Annotated in this window: 12 protein-coding genes; 6 read left to right on the top strand and 6 right to left on the bottom strand. The window is 62.9% G+C overall.

The window, feature by feature from the left end; all coding sequences use genetic code 11:
- Nucleotides 1-11: 11 nt before the first annotated feature.
- From gspF to HX839_RS20710, 3 genes are all read right to left on the bottom strand, one after another.
- A complete protein-coding gene (gene gspF / locus HX839_RS20720) occupies nucleotides 12-1,214 on the bottom strand; it encodes a type II secretion system inner membrane protein GspF (RefSeq protein ID WP_008437202.1) in 1,203 nt (400 codons plus the stop codon).
- Nucleotides 1,211-2,905, bottom strand: coding sequence for a type II secretion system ATPase GspE (gspE, locus tag HX839_RS20715; protein WP_256344734.1), 1,695 nt, complete (start codon nucleotides 2,903-2,905; stop codon nucleotides 1,211-1,213). The genes gspF and gspE overlap by 4 nt, the downstream gene beginning before the upstream one ends.
- A 627-nt stretch (nucleotides 2,906-3,532) precedes the next feature.
- On the bottom strand, nucleotides 3,533-4,573 hold the full coding sequence (locus HX839_RS20710) for a LacI family DNA-binding transcriptional regulator (protein WP_177067631.1): 1,041 nt from the start codon (nucleotides 4,571-4,573) through the stop codon (nucleotides 3,533-3,535).
- Nucleotides 4,574-4,778: 205 nt separating this feature from the next.
- Here HX839_RS20710 and HX839_RS20705 point away from each other — a divergent pair, with 205 nt between their 5' ends.
- From HX839_RS20705 to HX839_RS20695, 3 genes are read left to right on the top strand one after another with little or no spacing between them, the layout of a single operon-like run.
- Nucleotides 4,779-7,019, top strand: coding sequence for a TonB-dependent receptor (locus HX839_RS20705; RefSeq protein WP_177067630.1), 2,241 nt, complete (start codon nucleotides 4,779-4,781; stop codon nucleotides 7,017-7,019).
- Nucleotides 7,020-7,021: 2 nt separating this feature from the next.
- Entirely contained in the window at nucleotides 7,022-8,353 is a 1,332-nt protein-coding gene (locus HX839_RS20700) for an LLM class flavin-dependent oxidoreductase (RefSeq protein WP_177067629.1), read from the top strand.
- Nucleotides 8,350-9,303, top strand: a complete 954-nt coding sequence (locus HX839_RS20695; protein ID WP_102605828.1) for a sulfonate ABC transporter substrate-binding protein — start codon at nucleotides 8,350-8,352, stop codon at nucleotides 9,301-9,303. The genes HX839_RS20700 and HX839_RS20695 overlap by 4 nt, the downstream gene beginning before the upstream one ends.
- Here the strand turns inward: HX839_RS20695 and HX839_RS20690 are convergent.
- Nucleotides 9,273-11,663: a TonB-dependent receptor gene (locus HX839_RS20690; protein ID WP_177067628.1), complete on the bottom strand. Its 2,391-nt coding sequence runs from the start codon at nucleotides 11,661-11,663 to the stop codon at nucleotides 9,273-9,275. The genes HX839_RS20695 and HX839_RS20690 overlap by 31 nt on opposite strands.
- Nucleotides 11,664-11,751: 88 nt before the next feature.
- The gene (gene hpaR / locus HX839_RS20685) at nucleotides 11,752-12,174 is read right to left on the bottom strand and encodes a homoprotocatechuate degradation operon regulator HpaR (RefSeq protein ID WP_008437189.1); all 423 of its coding nucleotides are present in this window, start codon (nucleotides 12,172-12,174) and stop codon (nucleotides 11,752-11,754) included.
- 212 nt (nucleotides 12,175-12,386) lie between these two features.
- Between hpaR and HX839_RS20680 the strand changes: the two genes are divergently transcribed.
- Nucleotides 12,387-13,643: an OprD family porin gene (locus HX839_RS20680; protein ID WP_177029011.1), complete on the top strand. Its 1,257-nt coding sequence runs from the start codon at nucleotides 12,387-12,389 to the stop codon at nucleotides 13,641-13,643.
- A gap of 11 nt (nucleotides 13,644-13,654) precedes the next feature.
- Here HX839_RS20680 and hpaA read toward each other — a convergent pair whose 3' ends face one another.
- Complete coding sequence (gene hpaA, locus HX839_RS20675; RefSeq protein WP_003209891.1) at nucleotides 13,655-14,557, bottom strand: 4-hydroxyphenylacetate catabolism regulatory protein HpaA; 903 nt, start codon at nucleotides 14,555-14,557, stop codon at nucleotides 13,655-13,657.
- Between the two features lie 143 nt (nucleotides 14,558-14,700).
- Here hpaA and HX839_RS20670 point away from each other — a divergent pair, with 143 nt between their 5' ends.
- Together HX839_RS20670 and HX839_RS20665 are read left to right on the top strand one after the other, a co-directional pair.
- A complete protein-coding gene (locus HX839_RS20670; protein ID WP_008437186.1) occupies nucleotides 14,701-15,366 on the top strand; it encodes a fumarylacetoacetate hydrolase family protein in 666 nt (221 codons plus the stop codon).
- The gene (locus HX839_RS20665) at nucleotides 15,363-16,133 is read left to right on the top strand and encodes a fumarylacetoacetate hydrolase family protein (RefSeq protein WP_003209888.1); all 771 of its coding nucleotides are present in this window, start codon (nucleotides 15,363-15,365) and stop codon (nucleotides 16,131-16,133) included. Before HX839_RS20670 ends, HX839_RS20665 begins: the two co-directional genes overlap by 4 nt.

Genomic DNA, 16,133 nt, shown 5'->3' with positions numbered 1-16,133 from the left:
TCCTTGGGTCTTCATATATTGCTGGTCAGGCTCATCAGCGGCAGCATGATCGCCAGCATGATCACCGCCACCAGCACCGCCATGACCACCGTCAGGGACGGCACCAGGGCGGCGAGCAGGCGGTCGATGCCGCGCTTGGCTTCGACGTCGAACACGTCGGCGACCTTGAGCAGCATGCTGTCCAGTTCACCGGCCTGTTCGCCGACTTCAATCATTTGCAGGGCCAGGTCCGGCAGCAGCGGTTGGCTGCCAAATGCACTGGCCAGGGTGCCGCCGCCTTTCACCGACTCGGCGGCCTGGGCCACTTGTGCCTGCAAGGCACGGTTGGTGCAGACCTGGCGGGCGATCACCAGCGCTTGCAGCAGCGCCACGCCGTTGCTCAGCAAGGTGCCGAGGGTGCGTGCCAGGCGTGCGGCTTCGACCCGCTGCAACAGCGGGCCGATAACGCGGATACCCAGCACGCGCCGGTCGTACTGCTCGCGGTGTCGTGGGTTGCGCAGGCGTGCCGCCAGGGCCCAGACCGTCACGATCAACCCGGCAAAAACCGCCAGGCCATAGGCGTCGAGGAACTGGCCAAGGCCCAGGATCACTTCGGTGATCAACGGAATCGGCACGCCCAGATCCTTGAAGATCGGCACAAACTGCGGCACCACGTAAGCCAGCAACAGCGCCAGGGAACCGAGCACGCCCACCACCAGGAAGGCGGGATAGATCAACGCGTTGATCACCTCGCCTCTTAATAACTGGCTGCGTTCCAGGTAGTCGCTGAGTTGGCGCAGGGTGTTCTCCAGCGCACCGCCCGCCTCACCGGCACGGACCATGCTCAGGTACAGCGGCGAAAACTGGCTGCCCTCCTCTTCCAGCGCTGCCGACAATGGCTTGCCGGCCTTGACGTGCTCGCGGATACGCTCGATCAGCGCTCGGGTCTGCGGCTGGCCGGGCTGCTTGAGCAGGATGCCCAGCGAGCGTTCCAACGGTTGGCCCGCGCCCAGCAGGGTGGCCAGTTGCTGGGTAAAACTGACCAGCGCCGCGCCATTCAACTGGCCGCGCCCGAAGGTATTGCGCAGCCCTTGGGCACCGGCGGCATCGATGTGCAACAGCAGCAGGCCACGTTTGTGCAGCGCAGCGACGGCGGCGGCCTGGTCCTTCGCTTCGAGGGTGCCGTTCTGCGCGACGCCCTGGCTGTCCAGGGCACGGTATTTGAACAGGCTCACGCGCCCTCTCCACGGGTGACGCGCAACACTTCTTCAAGGGACGTGACACCGGCCACCGCCTGGCGCAGGCCTTCTTCATGCAGGGTGCGCAAGCCACCACGGCGGGCGGCCTGTTCGAGGGTCGCGGCGTCGGCCTGGCGCATCAACAAGCTGCGCAGTTCGTCATTCATCACCAGCAATTCGGTGATTGCACTGCGGCCGTGGTAACCGCCGCCGGCGGCGTTGGCGCGAGGCCGGTAAAGCAGGATCGGGCGCTGCTCGGTGAAGCGGTCGAGGCCGTGTTCCTCGATCAACTCCGGCGGTGCTTCGAACGCCTCACGGGTCGCCGGGTCGAGGCGGCGCACCAGGCGCTGCGCGAGGATGCCATTGACGGTCGAGGCGATCAGGTAGCTCTCCACCCCCATGTCCAGCAGGCGCGTGATACTTGCTGCGGCACTGTTGGTGTGCAGGGTCGAGAGCACCAGGTGGCCGGTCAGGGAGGACTGGATGGCGATGCGGCAGGTTTCGAGGTCGCGGATTTCACCGATCATGATCACGTCCGGGTCCTGGCGCACGATGGAGCGCAGCGCCCCGGCGAAATCCAGCCCAATGGCCGGCTTGACCTGGATCTGGTTGATGCCTTCCAGTTGGTATTCCACCGGATCTTCGACGGTGATGATCTTGCGCTCGGCGGTATTGAGCCGCGACAACGCGGTATAGAGCGTGGTGGTTTTACCCGAGCCGGTGGGCCCGGTGACCAGCAGGATACCGTGGGGTCGCTCGAGCACTTCAAGGAAGGTTTCCAGGCGCTGGCCGTCAAAGCCCAGGCTCTGGAAATCGAACTGCACGGTCTGGCGGTCCAGCAGGCGCATCACCACCGACTCGCCAAAACTGATGGGCACCGTGGATACCCGCAGGTCCAGTTCCTTGCCCTGGATGCGCAACATGATCCGGCCGTCCTGCGGCAGGCGGCGCTCGGCGATGTCGAGGCGCGCCATGATCTTGACCCGGGAAATCACCGCCGCCGAGGAACTCGCCGGCGGCGCTTCGGCTTCATGCAGCACACCGTCAATGCGGTAGCGCACCTTGAGCTGGTTTTCAAAGGGTTCGATATGGATGTCCGAGGCGCGGTGCTCCACGGCCCGTTGCAGGATCAGGTTGACCAGGCGAATCACCGGGGCTTCGGAGGCCATGTCCTTGAGGTGTTCGATGTCCTCCAGGGCACCGCCCTGTTCGTCGAGGTTTTCGATCAGGGTGCCCATGGCGGAACGGCCCTGGCCGTAGTAACGCTCGATCAGGGTTTCGACTTCGTTGCGCGGCCCGACCGCCAGCCACACCGGCACGCCGCACGCGTATGCCAGGGCCTGGAACGGATACAGCAGCGCCGGGTTGGCCGCCAACACCCGCACACCACCGTGGCTCCAGCCCACCGGCACCACCTGGTAATGGCGCATGAAGCGTTCGGTCAGCGCCGGCAGCGGGTCGAGCACGGGCGGTGCGGCGTCCGCCAGCAGCAACGGCGCGCCGAGCAAATCGGCCCAGGCCCGCGCCAGTTCCACTTCGGAAACCAGCCCCAGGCGCGTCAGCAGGCCGAGCAGTTCGGGGTCGTCGGATTCCTGGGATAACCGTCGAGCACGTTCCAGGTCGACGGTTTTCAGACCGGCTTTTCGCATCAGCCACGCGCACACTTGTTCGGCATCCGGAATCTGCATTCGGCATGCATCGATGGGCATTGACGGTATCGGCTGGGGCATCTGCACAAGTCTGAGGGGCTATTTAAAAACCTGTTCCGTGGCACGCGCCGGAACAAGGGCATCCACACTAAGCTGGAGGTTTTTAGCGCAAGCGCTGTCATGACAAGGTACGGACCCTACACCAAAACATTTTGTATTACAGCCCACTTAAGTTATGGCCTTTTAGAACTACCAACAGGCGCCATTAGTTAGCCATGACCGTACACATGATGTTTAAAGCATCGACTGACATGTTTAAACTTAGTTCATCAGCGCAAGAAAATATCGCCAGCCTCACGCAAGATCTGGGTCTATCCCGGCACCTAATGGCAATCAATGATCAGTTCAATAGGCCACATTGCAATATCACATGGACACTACTCAAAAGAGCAACCCACCAAGTCATTGCACTTTTTAAATCGCGAAACTCACCGCACTAATTGCAATTAGCCATCGCTAAAACTTGTCACCGAAGAAGAACTACCCACTGATAAAAAAGAGACGAGCGCACGCAATCAAACGCATGTTTCAGCGGCTGACCTTGAATAATCCGTTATCAGAAAATACCGAGAGTCAACGCAACATGGCCATGAGCCGCAACTGGACTCAGGCGCTCTCGCGCTCGATCAAGCGGCACTCCAGCAGGTTCAAGCGCTGCACCTCATCCTCAACCGGCAACACGCCCAGGCTTTCCAGTACCCGCGTTGCCGCCAGCACACCGATCTCCAGGGCGGGCGGCTTGATGGTGCTGAGACTGGGCAAGAGCATTTCGGCAAACGGGTAATCACCAAAGCCGAGCACCGCACACTCCTCGGGGATTCTCAGCCCTGCCCGTTGCCCGGCCAGCAGGCCACCGGCGGCCAGGTTGTCATTGGCGAAGATGATTGCGTCCGGTGGAATGGCGGCACTCATCAATGCCTGCATCGCTTGCTTGCCCGCCTCAAACGGTGCGCGATCGGCGTCCGGGGCAAACACCCACGGCTGCATGCCCAGCTCAATCAGGGTCGCGCTGTAGCCATCCCGGCGATCCAGTGCACTGAAGTCCCCCGGCGCGCTGTTCTGTACGAACGCGATGCGCCGATAACCCTTGCCATGCAGGTAGCGCGCAGCCGTTACGCCCACCTCGTAATGCGAGAAGCCAATCTGCAACGGCTCCCGCTCGGGTTGGTAATCCCAGGTTTCAACCACCGGGATATCCGCCTCGGCGATCATCTTCTCGGTGCCCGCGCTATGGAAGCGGCTGGTGAGCACCAATGCCGCCGGGGACCAGCCGAGAAACGCGCGCACTGCATTTTCTTCCTGCTCGGCGCTGAAGTAACTGGACGCCAGCAGCAATTGGTAGCCGTGGCGGCTGAGGGTATCGCTGAAGCCCTGGATGGTATTGGCGAAGATCGGCCCGGAGATGTTAGGAATCACCATCGCGACGATCCTGCCCCGCGCCGACGCCAGCCCACCCGCCACCAGGTTCGGCACGTAGCCCAATTCGGCAACCACCGCCGCGATGCGTTCGCGGCGTTCGGGCGAGACCTGCTCCGGCTGGTTGAAATAGCGCGACACGGTAATCGCTGACACACCGGCCTGGCGCGCCACGGTATTCAAGGTGACGCGGCCGGCACCACGGCGTTTCCGGGGTTTGTCTTCGCTCAAGGGACGATCCTGTTAAAAACCTAAAAGAATATAAAACTAATTTTTTAGTATTTGACGCTCTATATCGCACCTACCAATAATGCCGATGTTAGCGCTACCAAAGCGTTTTGTCTGCTACTCGCTCGAGCGAATGCCCAAGACGGATTCAACGGCGCTGTCGTCGCAGAACGGCAGCGGTTCAGGGCATTTTTCGAGCGGTCAGAGCATGCACACACATTCGGGGCAACCTCAAAAACTTTCGCAATCCATACGCGCCGCCACCGGGCGCCGCGCCCACCTGGGTTGGCTACTGGCGGGGCTCGCCGCCCTGCCCGTTCCCGCTGCATTCGCCGCCGACGACCAGGAACCCACCCTCAAGCCGGTCACGGTCACCGCCACCCGCCGCGAAGAGTCGCTGCAAAAAGTCCCGGTGGCGGTTTCGGTGCTCGATGGCGAACAACTGGAGCGTGACAATCGCAGCGGCGTGGCGAGCATCGTCCAGCAGGTACCCTCGCTGAATTTCCGTACCGGCGCGTCGAACAAGGACACCTCGTTGTTCGTACGCGGAGTGGGCACGATATCCACCTCGCCCGGGGTTGAACCCACGGTGGCGACGGTGATTGACGGCGTGGTGTACGCCCGCCCCGGCCAGGCTACCCTGGACCTGCTCGACCTGGATCGTGTCGAAGTGCTGCGCGGGCCCCAGGGCACACTGTTCGGCAAGAACGCCTCGGCCGGCGTGCTGAATATCACCAGCAAGGCGCCGACGGCCGAGACCCACGGCTATATCGACCAGTCCTACTTCAGCGGCAATGAAAGCCGCACCCGCTTCGGCCTGGGCGGCAGCCTGATTCCCGGCACGCTGAAGGGCTCCATCAGCGGGCTGTTCGGCAGCTACGACGGTAACGTCGACAACAAGCACAACGGCCAGGAAGTGAACGGCTACAACCATCAGGGCGTGCGCGGCAAACTGGAGTTCACCCCCAACGACGACGTGAAACTGACCCTGATTGCCGACTACATGCAGTCCCACGACGATGCGCCAAATGGCGTGGTGAGCAAATCCCTGACCCCGGCGTTCGCCAACGCGCTGAACCCGGTGCGCGGGACCAGCGACAACCGCGACATCAACACCGACACCCGCAGCCATGTGGAGGACATCAACAAAGGCCTGTCTGCCCAACTGGACTGGAACCTCGGCGACTACACCCTGACCTCGATCACCGCCTGGCGCGGCTGGGACAACACCCAGTACCAGGACGGCGACCGCCTGGGCACCGTGACCGCCGCTTTCCCCGGCACCGCCGACAAAGGCCAACTGGCGTTCGACCAATACTCCCAGGAGCTGCGCCTGGCCTCGCCCAAAGGCGAATTCCTCGAATACGTCGGCGGCCTGTTCTACATGCACGGCAAGGATCAGGAAACCTACCAGCGCACCCTGACCACCACCACGCGCACCGACCGCGGCATCGCCGACTACGGCACCACCAGCGACAGCTACGCGGTGTTCGGCGAGACCACGCTGAATTTCACCTCGGCCTTTCGTGGCATCGCCGGCCTGCGCTACACCCACGACGACCTGGAATACGATCACCGCCGTGTCTCCACCTCGGCCACCACTGTCAGCGGCATTCAACCGGCCACCAGCAGTTCCGGCTCGGTGGACGAAGACGGCTGGTCCGGCCGGCTTGGGGTGCAATACGACCTGAGCGACACCGTCACCAGCTACCTGACCTACTCGCGCGGCTACAAGGGCCCGGCCTACAACGTGTTCTTCAACATGCAGCCACGGGACACCGACGCGCTGAAACCGGAAACCTCCAACACCTGGGAAGTCGGGATCAAGGCCACCAGCTGGAACAATCGCCTGACCACCAACCTGGCGATCTTCCACAGCGACTACGACAACTACCAGGCGAACTTCTTCGACACCGTCGCCGGGCAAGTGGTGACGCGCCTGATCAACGCCGGCAGCGTCAGCACCGAAGGCGTCGAACTCGACTACGCACTGCAGGCCACCCAACAACTGAAGCTCTCCGGCGCGCTGGCCTACACCCGGGCCCGCATCGATGAGTTCGCCTGCCCGCCTGGCGCGGCGGCGTCCTGCAACGTCAACGGCAAGCCGCTGCCCTTCAGCCCGGACTGGAAAAGCTACGTGCGCGCCGACTACAGCATCCCGCTGGATAACGGCCTGGATATCGAACTGGGTACCGACTACAGCTGGCAGAGCGAAGTGCAGTACGACATCAGCCAGAACGTCGACACCAAGCAAGGCGCCTACGGCATCTGGAACGCCAGCGTCGCCCTGGCCGACTACAGCAACGGCTGGCGCGTGGCCCTGCTGGCGAAGAACCTCACCGACAAGTCCTATTCACCGCTGCTGGCCAGTGGTGGCAGCTACATCTACCGCGCCGTACCCCGTGACGATGAGCGTTACTTCGGCGTGCAACTGCGCAAGGATTTTTGAGCATGCCCCGTGAACTGAAACTCGGCGCTTTCCTGATGGCCACCGGGCACCACGTCGCCGCCTGGCGTCACCCCGATGTACCGGCCAATGCCGGGCTGGATTTCGCCCACTACAAACGCCTGGCGCAAATTGCCGAAGCGGCGAAATTCGACGCGCTGTTCGTGGCCGACAGCATTGCCGCCGCCACCGGCGAAATTGCCAGCCGCATGGCGCGCTCGGATCACTTCGAGCCACTGACGCTGCTGTCGGCATTGAGCGGGGTGACCGAACACATCGGCCTGATCGCCACGGCCACCACCAGCTACAACGAGCCGTACCATGTGGCGCGCAAGTTCGCCTCACTGGATCATCTGTCCGGCGGGCGCGCCGGCTGGAACCTGGTGACCTCGGACAACGCCGCCGAAGCACAGAATTTTGGCCGCGACGAGCACCTCGGCCACGGCGAACGCTACAGCCGTGCCCGGGAGTTTCACCAGGTGGTGACGGGGCTGTGGGACAGCTGGGAAGACGATGCCTTTGTGCGCGACAAGGCGAGTGGCAGCTACTACGACCCGGCGAAACTGCATGTACTCGGGCATGTCGGCGAACACTTTCGTGTGAAGGGCCCGCTGAACGTGGCGCGCTCGCCCCAGGGTCAGCCGGTGATTGTCCAGGCGGGTTCGTCCGAGGCAGGCCGCGAATTGGCGGCACAAACTGCCGAAGTGGTGTTCACCGCCCAGACATCATTGGCCAATGCCCAGGCGTTCTATGCCGACCTCAAGGGGCGCCTGGCTCGATACGGGCGGGAGCCGGATGCGCTGAAGATCATGCCGGGGGTGTTTGTGGTGGTCGGGCAGACAGAAACTGAAGCCCGGGACAAATTCGAGGCCTTCCAGCAGTTGGTCGAACCGCAGGTTGGCGTCGCGTTACTGGGGCGCATGCTGGGTAACTTCGACTTGTCCGGCTACCCGCTGGACGGCCCGCTGCCGGACCTGCCATTGACCGACAGCGGCCAGCGCAGCCGCCAGCAACTGCTGACCGAACTGGCGGGCCGCGAACAGCTGAGCCTGGCGCAACTGGGCCGGCGCATCGCCGGTGGCCGCGGGCACTACAGCCTGATCGGCACACCCGCGCAGATCGCCGATGAACTGCAGCACTGGTTCGAGAATGGCGCCGCCGATGGCTTCAATGTTCTGGTGCCGCACCTGCCGGGCGGGCTGGAAGATTTCGCCCAATGGGTGGTGCCGGAACTGCAACGGCGTGGCCTGTTCCGCACCGAATACGCCGGCACCACCCTGCGTGAAAACCTTGGATTGGCGCGACCGGCCAATCGCTTTGCGGAGAAACCGGCATGAGAATTCCTGCACTGTTGTTTGCGCTGTTTGCCCTGACTCAAACTGCAATGGCCGCCGAGCCGGCCACCCTGAGGATCGGCTACCAGAAAGGCTCGATCGCCCTGGTACTCGCCAAGGAACATGGCCTGCTGGAAAAACGCTTCGACCAGACCAAGGTGCAATGGATCGAATTCCCCGCTGGCCCGCAGATGCTCGAAGCCTTGAACGTGGGCGCGCTGGACGTGGCGTCCACCGGTGATATCCCGCCATTGTTCGCCCAGGCGGCGGGCGCCGACCTCGTCTACATCGGCGCTGAACCGCCCAAGCCGACGGCAGAAACCATCCTGGTGCAGGCCGACAGCCCACTGCACGGCATCGCCGACCTCAAGGGCAAGAAAGTCGCCTTCCAGAAAGGCTCCAGCTCCCACAACCTGATCCTGCGGGCCTTGAACAAAGCCGGCCTGAGCTACAAGGATATCCAGCCGGTTTACCTGCCACCGGCCGATGCCCGCGCCGCCTTCGAGCAAGGCAGTGTCGACGCCTGGGCAATCTGGGAGCCCTACTCGTCACTCGCCCTGAGCCAAAGCCCGAGCCGCGTCCTGGCCAACGGCGAAGGCTTGAACCTGTCTGGGCCGATCTATACCGCGCGCCGTGCATACGCCGAGGCCAATGGTCCGTTCATCCACGCCCTGCTCGATGAACTGAGCGCCGCCGAAGCCCTGACCCGCAGCCAGCGCGAAGACAGCCTGCAGGTGCTGACCCGTTTCATGGGTTTGCCGGCCGGGGTGATTGCACGTTACGTCGACAACCGGCCGCCATCGCCGATCCTGCCGATTGATAAGCACATCATTGGGGCGCAGCAAGAGACGGCGGACCTGTTTTACCAGAACCGCCTGCTGCCCAAGCCCATCGATGTACAGAAGGCTATATGGCAGGCTCCTCAGAAGTCGACGGTGGCCGACAGCAAGTAAGTGCGCGGCGTCGACAAGGTCAACCCCGGCTCGCTGTCATCCGAGGCACCGGCCGAACTCCAGTAGCGCCGGTTGGCCACGTTCTCGACATTGGCCCGCAGGGTGATGTGCTTGTCGTCGACCTTGAAGGCGTAGCGTGCGCCGACATCAAGCCGCGTCCAGGCGTCGATTTCCTTGACGTTGGACTGGTCCAGGTACTGCGAGCTGGAATAGATCCCGCGGCTGGTCAGGGTCAGGCCTTCAACAGTCGGCACGTCCCACTCCGCGCCCAGGTTGACGTTGTACTTGGGCGTGGCCGGCGCGCGGTTGCCGTCGTAGGTGCCGTTGGTGGTGTGGGTCAGTTCGCTGTCGATGTACATCACCCCGCCCAGCAGGCGGAAACCCTTGAGCGGCTCGCCGAACACGCTGAGTTCCACACCATCGTTCTGGCGCTTGCCATTGGGGCCGAAGACCAGCGTGGTGGCGTTGGTCTCGTAGGCCGGCTGCTTGATCCGGAATACAGCGGCCGTCACCGCGAACGCACCGGCGTCGTACTTGGCGCCGACTTCGACCTGACGGCTGATGAACGGTGGGAAGATTTCGTCATCGTTGACCGACGCCGACGGCGCGACCTTGCCCTGGCTCAGGCCTTCCATGTAGTTGGCGTACAACGAGAGCTTGTCGGTGGCCTTGAACAGGATGCCGCCGGACGGTGAAATTTTTTCCTCGTCGTAGGCGGTGTCGCCTTTGACGTCATCGGTCCAGTCGTCGACCTTGACCCGCTGCCAGCGCGCACCGAGGGTCAGCAGCAACCGGTCATCGAAAAAACCCAGGGTGTCGGACAACGCCACACCGCTGAAACGGTTTTCGGTGTAGACCTTCGAGTCAAATCGCGTTGGCCGGCCAGGCGCGGGGGTTTCCACAGGGTTGTAGATATTGCTCGAACCCGGCGCATATCGCGCGCCGCCGTTTTCGAAGTCCATGTAGAAGTAGCTGGCCGCCAGGTTGACCTCATGGCTCACCGGGCCGGTGTGGAACCAGTTGCGCACGCCCGCCGTGGCGGTGCGCACGTTTTCATCACGGGTGAAGTCGCGGGGCTGCACGCTGAAATCACCGGCGTTGTTGGCCACCGACACTGCATGGCGCAGGAAGTCATGGTTGCTTTTGCGCGCACCGACGCCGCCGTAGAGCATTACGTTGTCGCTGAGATCAAACTCGCCGTTGACCGTGCCGAAGGTGTCGTTGGTGCTTGCCTTGCTCCAGGGCTGCGCGTAGTTGTGGCGTACGTCGTTGGCACTCGGCACCCTGGCTTTGGGCCCGACTTGCACACGTTCCTGGGGGGCGTCGGTATCGCGCTCGGTGCGGCCGATGTCGGTGGAGAATCGCAGGCGTTCACCGCGAAAATCCAGGCCCAGCACGGCCATTTCGCGGTCGACACTCTGGTGATCCCAGGCGGTGTCGCCGGACTGTTTCACGCCGTTGAAACGCAGGCCGAACTGGTTGTCTTCACCAAAACGCCGGCCGATATCCACGGCTCCGCCCGCCTGGCTGTCGGAGGCCCAACTGCCGGTGAGCGAGGTGATGGGTGTGTCGGTGGCACGCTTGGGCACCACGTTGATCCCGCCGCCCACGCTGCCCCGTGGCGAGATGCCGTTGATCAACTGGCTGGGGCCTTTGATGATGTCGACGCGCTCGGCCATTTCCATATCGATGGTGTAGGTCGGCAATACGCCATAGAGGCCGTTGTAGGCGACATCACTGTTGAACAGGCTGAAGCCGCGAATGGTGAATTGCTCATAGCGCCCGCCGGCCGGGTTGGTGGCGCGCACCGAGGGGTCGCTGGCAATCAGGTCGCCAAGGGTACGCGCCTGTTGGTTCTTGACCGCCGCGCTGGTGTAGGTGGTCATGCTGAACGGGGTATCCATGAAGTCCTTCGAGCCCAGCAGGCCCTGGGAGCCACGGCGCGCCACCTGGCCACCAGCAAAGGACTCGCTGCCGGCATCGCCGGTGGTGCCGAGAATCGAGGTGGGCGCCAGTTGCAGGCTGCCGCCTTCGGGAATCGGGGTCAGCCTATAGGCCTGCTCGCCCATGGGCTGCAGTTGCAGGCCGGAGCCCTGGAGCAGGCGCGCGAAACCTTCTTCGACGCCGTATTCGCCGGACAACCCGCTGCTGTTGCGGCCGCTGACCAGCGCCGGGTCCACCGAGAGGTTGACCCCGGCCAGCCCGGCGAAACGGGTCAGCGCGGCGCTCAGGCTGCCGGCCGGCACCTGGTAGCTGCGCCGGGACGCACCGTCTTCGGCATAGCTGATGGGAACGAACAACGGGCTGGCACTCAGGCTCAGCATGAGGCTGAGGTTCAGCAACGGGCGTATTGCGGGCATTGGAAGAAGCTCTCGATTTTGTTCACTTACCTGGAATGACCAGTCACGTGAAAAAAAGGGACAGGCTTCAGCCACTATTTTTTGATTATTACGGTTTGATGCCTTTGAGCTTCTGGAGCAGCTCCATCAATTGCTCCAGGGATTCCTCGCCGAACTGCTCCTGAATCTTCAGGTAATTGCTTTCCATCCCGGCGCTCATGTCGACGAAACACTGCTGGCCCTGTTCGGTCAGGGCGACGAACACCCGGCGCTGGTCTTCGGCGGATTTGCGCCGGCGCACGATGCCGTCACGCTCCAGCCGCCCCAGTACGCCGGTCATGCTCGGCTTGAGGATGCAGGCGAGGTGCGCCAGTTGGTGGCTTTCGAGTTCGCCTTGCTGGCGCAGGATGCGGATCACCCGCCACTGCTGTTCGGTCAGGTCATGTTCATTGAGCAACGGCCGGAAGAACGCCATGGTCGCTTCGCGGGCCTGGAGCAAGGTGAGCGTAAGGGACGGTCTGGGGGTGGGCATGGTTCACGCGCAATAGAGGTCGAAGCGACGAAGCTTAGAGTCGGTGTTCCGCGTGCGCAACCCGACGCACGCAGCAAGTCGTTAATTTCGAAACGAATTCATAAAAACCTGTTAATCCAGCTATTCAGCTTAAAGATAACATGTTAACAATATGCCCGCCCCTGCCCTGGTGGCGGGCTCTACCAACAAAAACAACAAAAGGAACGCCCCTCATGCATTCGTGCCTCTTTCGCACGGCGGCAAGCGCTGGCCTGTGCGCCGCGTTTAGCCCTCTGGTCGCCCACGCCGACTTCATCCAGGACAGCAAGGCCAGCCTGGACCTGCGCAATTTCTACATGAACCGCGACTTTCGCCAGGCCAACGCGCCGCAGAACAAGGCAGACGAATGGGCGCAAGGTTTTGTGCTGCGCCTGGAGTCGGGCTACACCGAAGGCGTGGTCGGGTTTGGCGTGGACGCCCTGGGTGAAATGGGCCTGAAGCTCGACTCCAGCCGCGACCGCCGGGGCACCGGGCTGTTGCCGTCTGGCGCCAGCGGCGAGCCGGCCGACAGCTACAGCGAACTCGGCCTGACCGCCAAGCTGCGCCTGTCGAAGACCGTGCTCAAGCTCGGCACCCTGCAACCGCTGTTGCCGGTGGCCGCCTACAACGACACCCGGCTGCTGCCGTCGACCTACAACGGTGAACTGGTGACCTCCCAGGACATCGACGGCCTGACCCTGAACGTCGGCCGCCTGGAAAAACAGAACCTGCGGGACTCCTCCAACAACGAGTCCATGAGCTACGGCGGCGTCAACAGCAGCCACCTGGACCTCGCCGGCGGCACCTACGCGATCAACCCGCACCTGGCCGCGACCTATTACTACGCGCAGATGCAGGACATCTACCGCCAGAATTTCATCGGCCTGGTGCATGACCTGCCGCTGGCCCAGGGTGTGAACCTGCGCACCGACCTGCGCTACTTCGACACCCGCGAGCAAGGCAGCGCCCTGCTGCGCAGCGCTTCGCGGGTCGACGGCGGGCGGATCGACAACCGCTTTTTCAACGGCATGTTCAGCCTGTCGGTGGGCGCGCACAAATTCGGCCTGGGCTTTCAGAGCCTTTCCGGCGACGGCGACTTTGCCTTCCCGGGGCAAGATCCGTATTCGGTCAACCTGGTGACCATCAATATCTTCACCAAGGCCAACACCGACGCGTGGCAGGCGCGCTACGACTACAACTTCGCCGCCCTCGGCCTGCCGGGCCTGACCTTCATGACCCGCTACGTCGACGGCAGCCATGCGCAAACCGCCACGGTGCGCAACGGCCGCGAATGGGAGCGCGACACCGACCTGGTCTACACCGTGCAGAGCGGCCCGCTGAAGAACGTCAACGTGCGCCTGCGCAATGCGACCCTGCGCTCAAGCAACGGCCTGACCAGCGACATCGACGAAAGCCGGGTGATCATCGGCTACACCGTAGCCCTGTGGTAACGCCGGGCGCCTCAGCGCAACCCCGATTGACGCTGGCGGTATTCCCCCGGCGTCATCTGCGCGTAGCGCTGGAAGAACCGGCTGAAATACGCCGGGTCCTTGAACCCCAGCTGGTAGCAGATTTCATTCGCCGAACTGCCGGTGAACAGCAGCAGGCGCCGGGCCTCCTGCATCAGCCGCTCCAGAATCAGGCGCTTGGACGGCAGGTCGGCGATGCGTCGGCACACCTCGTTGAGCCGCGCTTCAGTGACGCCGATACCGTCGGCGTAACGCGACAGCGGCCAGTGTTGCAGGTAGTGGTCTTCGATCAGTTCGTTGAAGCGGTGAAAAATCCGCAGGTCTTCGTGACGTGCAGGGCGGGCTTCCAGGGAGTTGGCGCAGAGCCTGAGCAGGCTGATCATGATCAGCCGCGTCAGGCTGTCCAGCGCCGAACCGCGCCCGCTGGCCTGGGCGTTGATTTCGCTGCACAGCTCATCAAACAGGAATTCCAGGCGGCGCACTTCGGGCTGAAACTCCGGCGCCAGGCGCGCCAACGCCACACAGGCCGCCGGCAATTGCGCGCCGGGGGCCAGGCTTGGGTCGGCGTCAATCAAGGCCCACACCAGTTGCTGGCGCACGGTCAGCACATGGCCGTCGGCGTCGGCTTCGGTGACGAAGGAATGCGCCACCGTCGGCGGCGTGAGGAAAAACATCGGCCCGGATTCGAGGTACTGCTGGTCGTCCAGGTAGACCCGCACCGCGCCGGTCTTGACGTAATGCACCTGGAAAAACCGGTCATGGCGATGCACCGGCATGTTGCGGCCAAAAAATCCCGCCAGGTTGCCGAGCCGGTCGTAGTGCACCTCGGCATCGCTGTAACGCTGGTCGTAGACCTGCCCGATGTTGATGTTGGGGATCGGCTGACGATCGCTCATCACTGCATTCTCTTTGTTGTTTTGACTGCCCTGAAATATTGCCACGCTTGACGATAGTTAACATCTTAATTATAACGTTAACACGTTAACGAATTTCCCACGGTGCAGGTCCGAATCTGCCCCGCCACTGCCAGGAGAAAAGCATGAGCCGTGCCCTGCATGATGTTGCGAACGGCACCCTGTTCGGCGTTGCGCTGAACTACCAGGGGTTGCTGAACCAACGTCTCGCCGAATTCGAACAAGCGCCTTACCAGAAGCCACCGGTGAAGCCGGTGCTGTTCATCAAGACGCCCAATACCCGCAACGGCCACGATGGCGTGGTGCTGCACCCGCAAGGTGAACGCCTGCAACCGGGCCCGGCACTCGGGGTGGTGATTGGCAAGAGCGCCAGCCGGGTCAGCGTCGAAAATGCCCTGGAGCATGTGGCGGGCTACACCATCGTCAATGAGTTCAGCCTGCCGGAAGACAGCTACTACCGCCCGGCGGTGAAAGCCAAGTGCCGGGACGGTTTCTGCGCATTGGGCCCGGAACTGGTGGCCCGCGACCAGGTCGCCAATCCGCATCAATTGAGCGTGAAGCTGTTCGTCAACGGTGAACTGCGCCAGCAAAACTCCACCGCCAACTTCGTGCGCAGCCTGCCGCAGTTGATCGCCGAGATCAGCGAGTTCATGACCCTGCACGAAGGCGATGTGCTTATCACCGGCACCCCCGAAGGCCGGGTGGATGTGCAACCCGGCGACACGGTTGAAGTCGAGATCAGCGGCCTGGGCCGCCTGGTCAACCACATCAAGGCAGAGGAGCTGTCATGAAACACGCCCGTATTCGCTTTGAAGGTGAAGCCCACCAGGTGCTGGTAGAAGCTGAAAACGCCGTGCGCCTGGCCGACGGCCGCCTGCTGGCCGAAGACCAGGTCGAATGGCTGCCACCGGCCACCGGCAGCATGTTTGCCCTCGGCCTGAACTACGCCGACCACGCCGCCGAACTGGCCTTCAAGCCACCGACCGAACCGCTGGCGTTCATCAAGTCCCCCGGCACCTACACCGGCCACAACCAGGTGACCTGGCGCCCGGACAACGTCGCCTACATGCACTACGAGTGCGAACTGGTGGCGGTCATCGGCAAACCGGCGCGCAACGTCAAGCGCGAGAACGCCCTGGAGTATCTGGCCGGCTACACGGTGTGCAACGACTACGCGATCCGCGACTACCTGGAAAACTACTACCGCCCCAACCTGCGGGTGAAAAACCGCGACGCCACCACCCCCGTGGGCCCATGGATCGTGGATGTCGCCGACGTGCCGGACCCGAGCAACCTGAAGCTGCGCACCTGGATCAACGGTGAGCTGCGCCAGGAAGGCAGCACGAAAGACATGATTTTCGACATCCCGTATTTGATCGAGTACCTGTCCAGCTTCATGACCTTGCAGCCCGGCGACATGATCGCCACCGGCACCCCGGAAGGCCTGGCGGATGTGGTGCCGGGGGACGAAGTGGTCGTGGAAGTCGAAGGCGTCGGTCGCCTGGTCAATCGAATTGTCAGCGAGGCGGACTTTTTCGCCGCCCGTAAAGAGGCTTGA

Origin of the sequence: Pseudomonas sp. I8001 (assembly GCF_013385345.1) — a bacterium.
Lineage (GTDB): Bacteria > Pseudomonadota > Gammaproteobacteria > Pseudomonadales > Pseudomonadaceae > Aquipseudomonas.
This window is presented reverse-complemented; position numbering and strand designations above follow the sequence as displayed.

Coding starts and splice junctions, on each gene's coding strand:
- gspE (WP_256344734.1), bottom strand. CDS start 2,905: ATGCAGATTCCGGATGCCGAACAAGTGTGCGCGTGGCTGATGCGAAAA.
- HX839_RS20680 (WP_177029011.1), top strand. CDS start 12,387: ATGCATTCGTGCCTCTTTCGCACGGCGGCAAGCGCTGGCCTGTGCGCC.
- HX839_RS20670 (WP_008437186.1), top strand. CDS start 14,701: ATGAGCCGTGCCCTGCATGATGTTGCGAACGGCACCCTGTTCGGCGTT.
- HX839_RS20665 (WP_003209888.1), top strand. CDS start 15,363: ATGAAACACGCCCGTATTCGCTTTGAAGGTGAAGCCCACCAGGTGCTG.
- HX839_RS20700 (WP_177067629.1), top strand. CDS start 7,022: ATGCCCCGTGAACTGAAACTCGGCGCTTTCCTGATGGCCACCGGGCAC.
- HX839_RS20695 (WP_102605828.1), top strand. CDS start 8,350: ATGAGAATTCCTGCACTGTTGTTTGCGCTGTTTGCCCTGACTCAAACT.
- HX839_RS20690 (WP_177067628.1), bottom strand. CDS start 11,663: ATGCCCGCAATACGCCCGTTGCTGAACCTCAGCCTCATGCTGAGCCTG.
- hpaR (WP_008437189.1), bottom strand. CDS start 12,174: ATGCCCACCCCCAGACCGTCCCTTACGCTCACCTTGCTCCAGGCCCGC.
- hpaA (WP_003209891.1), bottom strand. CDS start 14,557: ATGAGCGATCGTCAGCCGATCCCCAACATCAACATCGGGCAGGTCTAC.
- HX839_RS20705 (WP_177067630.1), top strand. CDS start 4,779: ATGCACACACATTCGGGGCAACCTCAAAAACTTTCGCAATCCATACGC.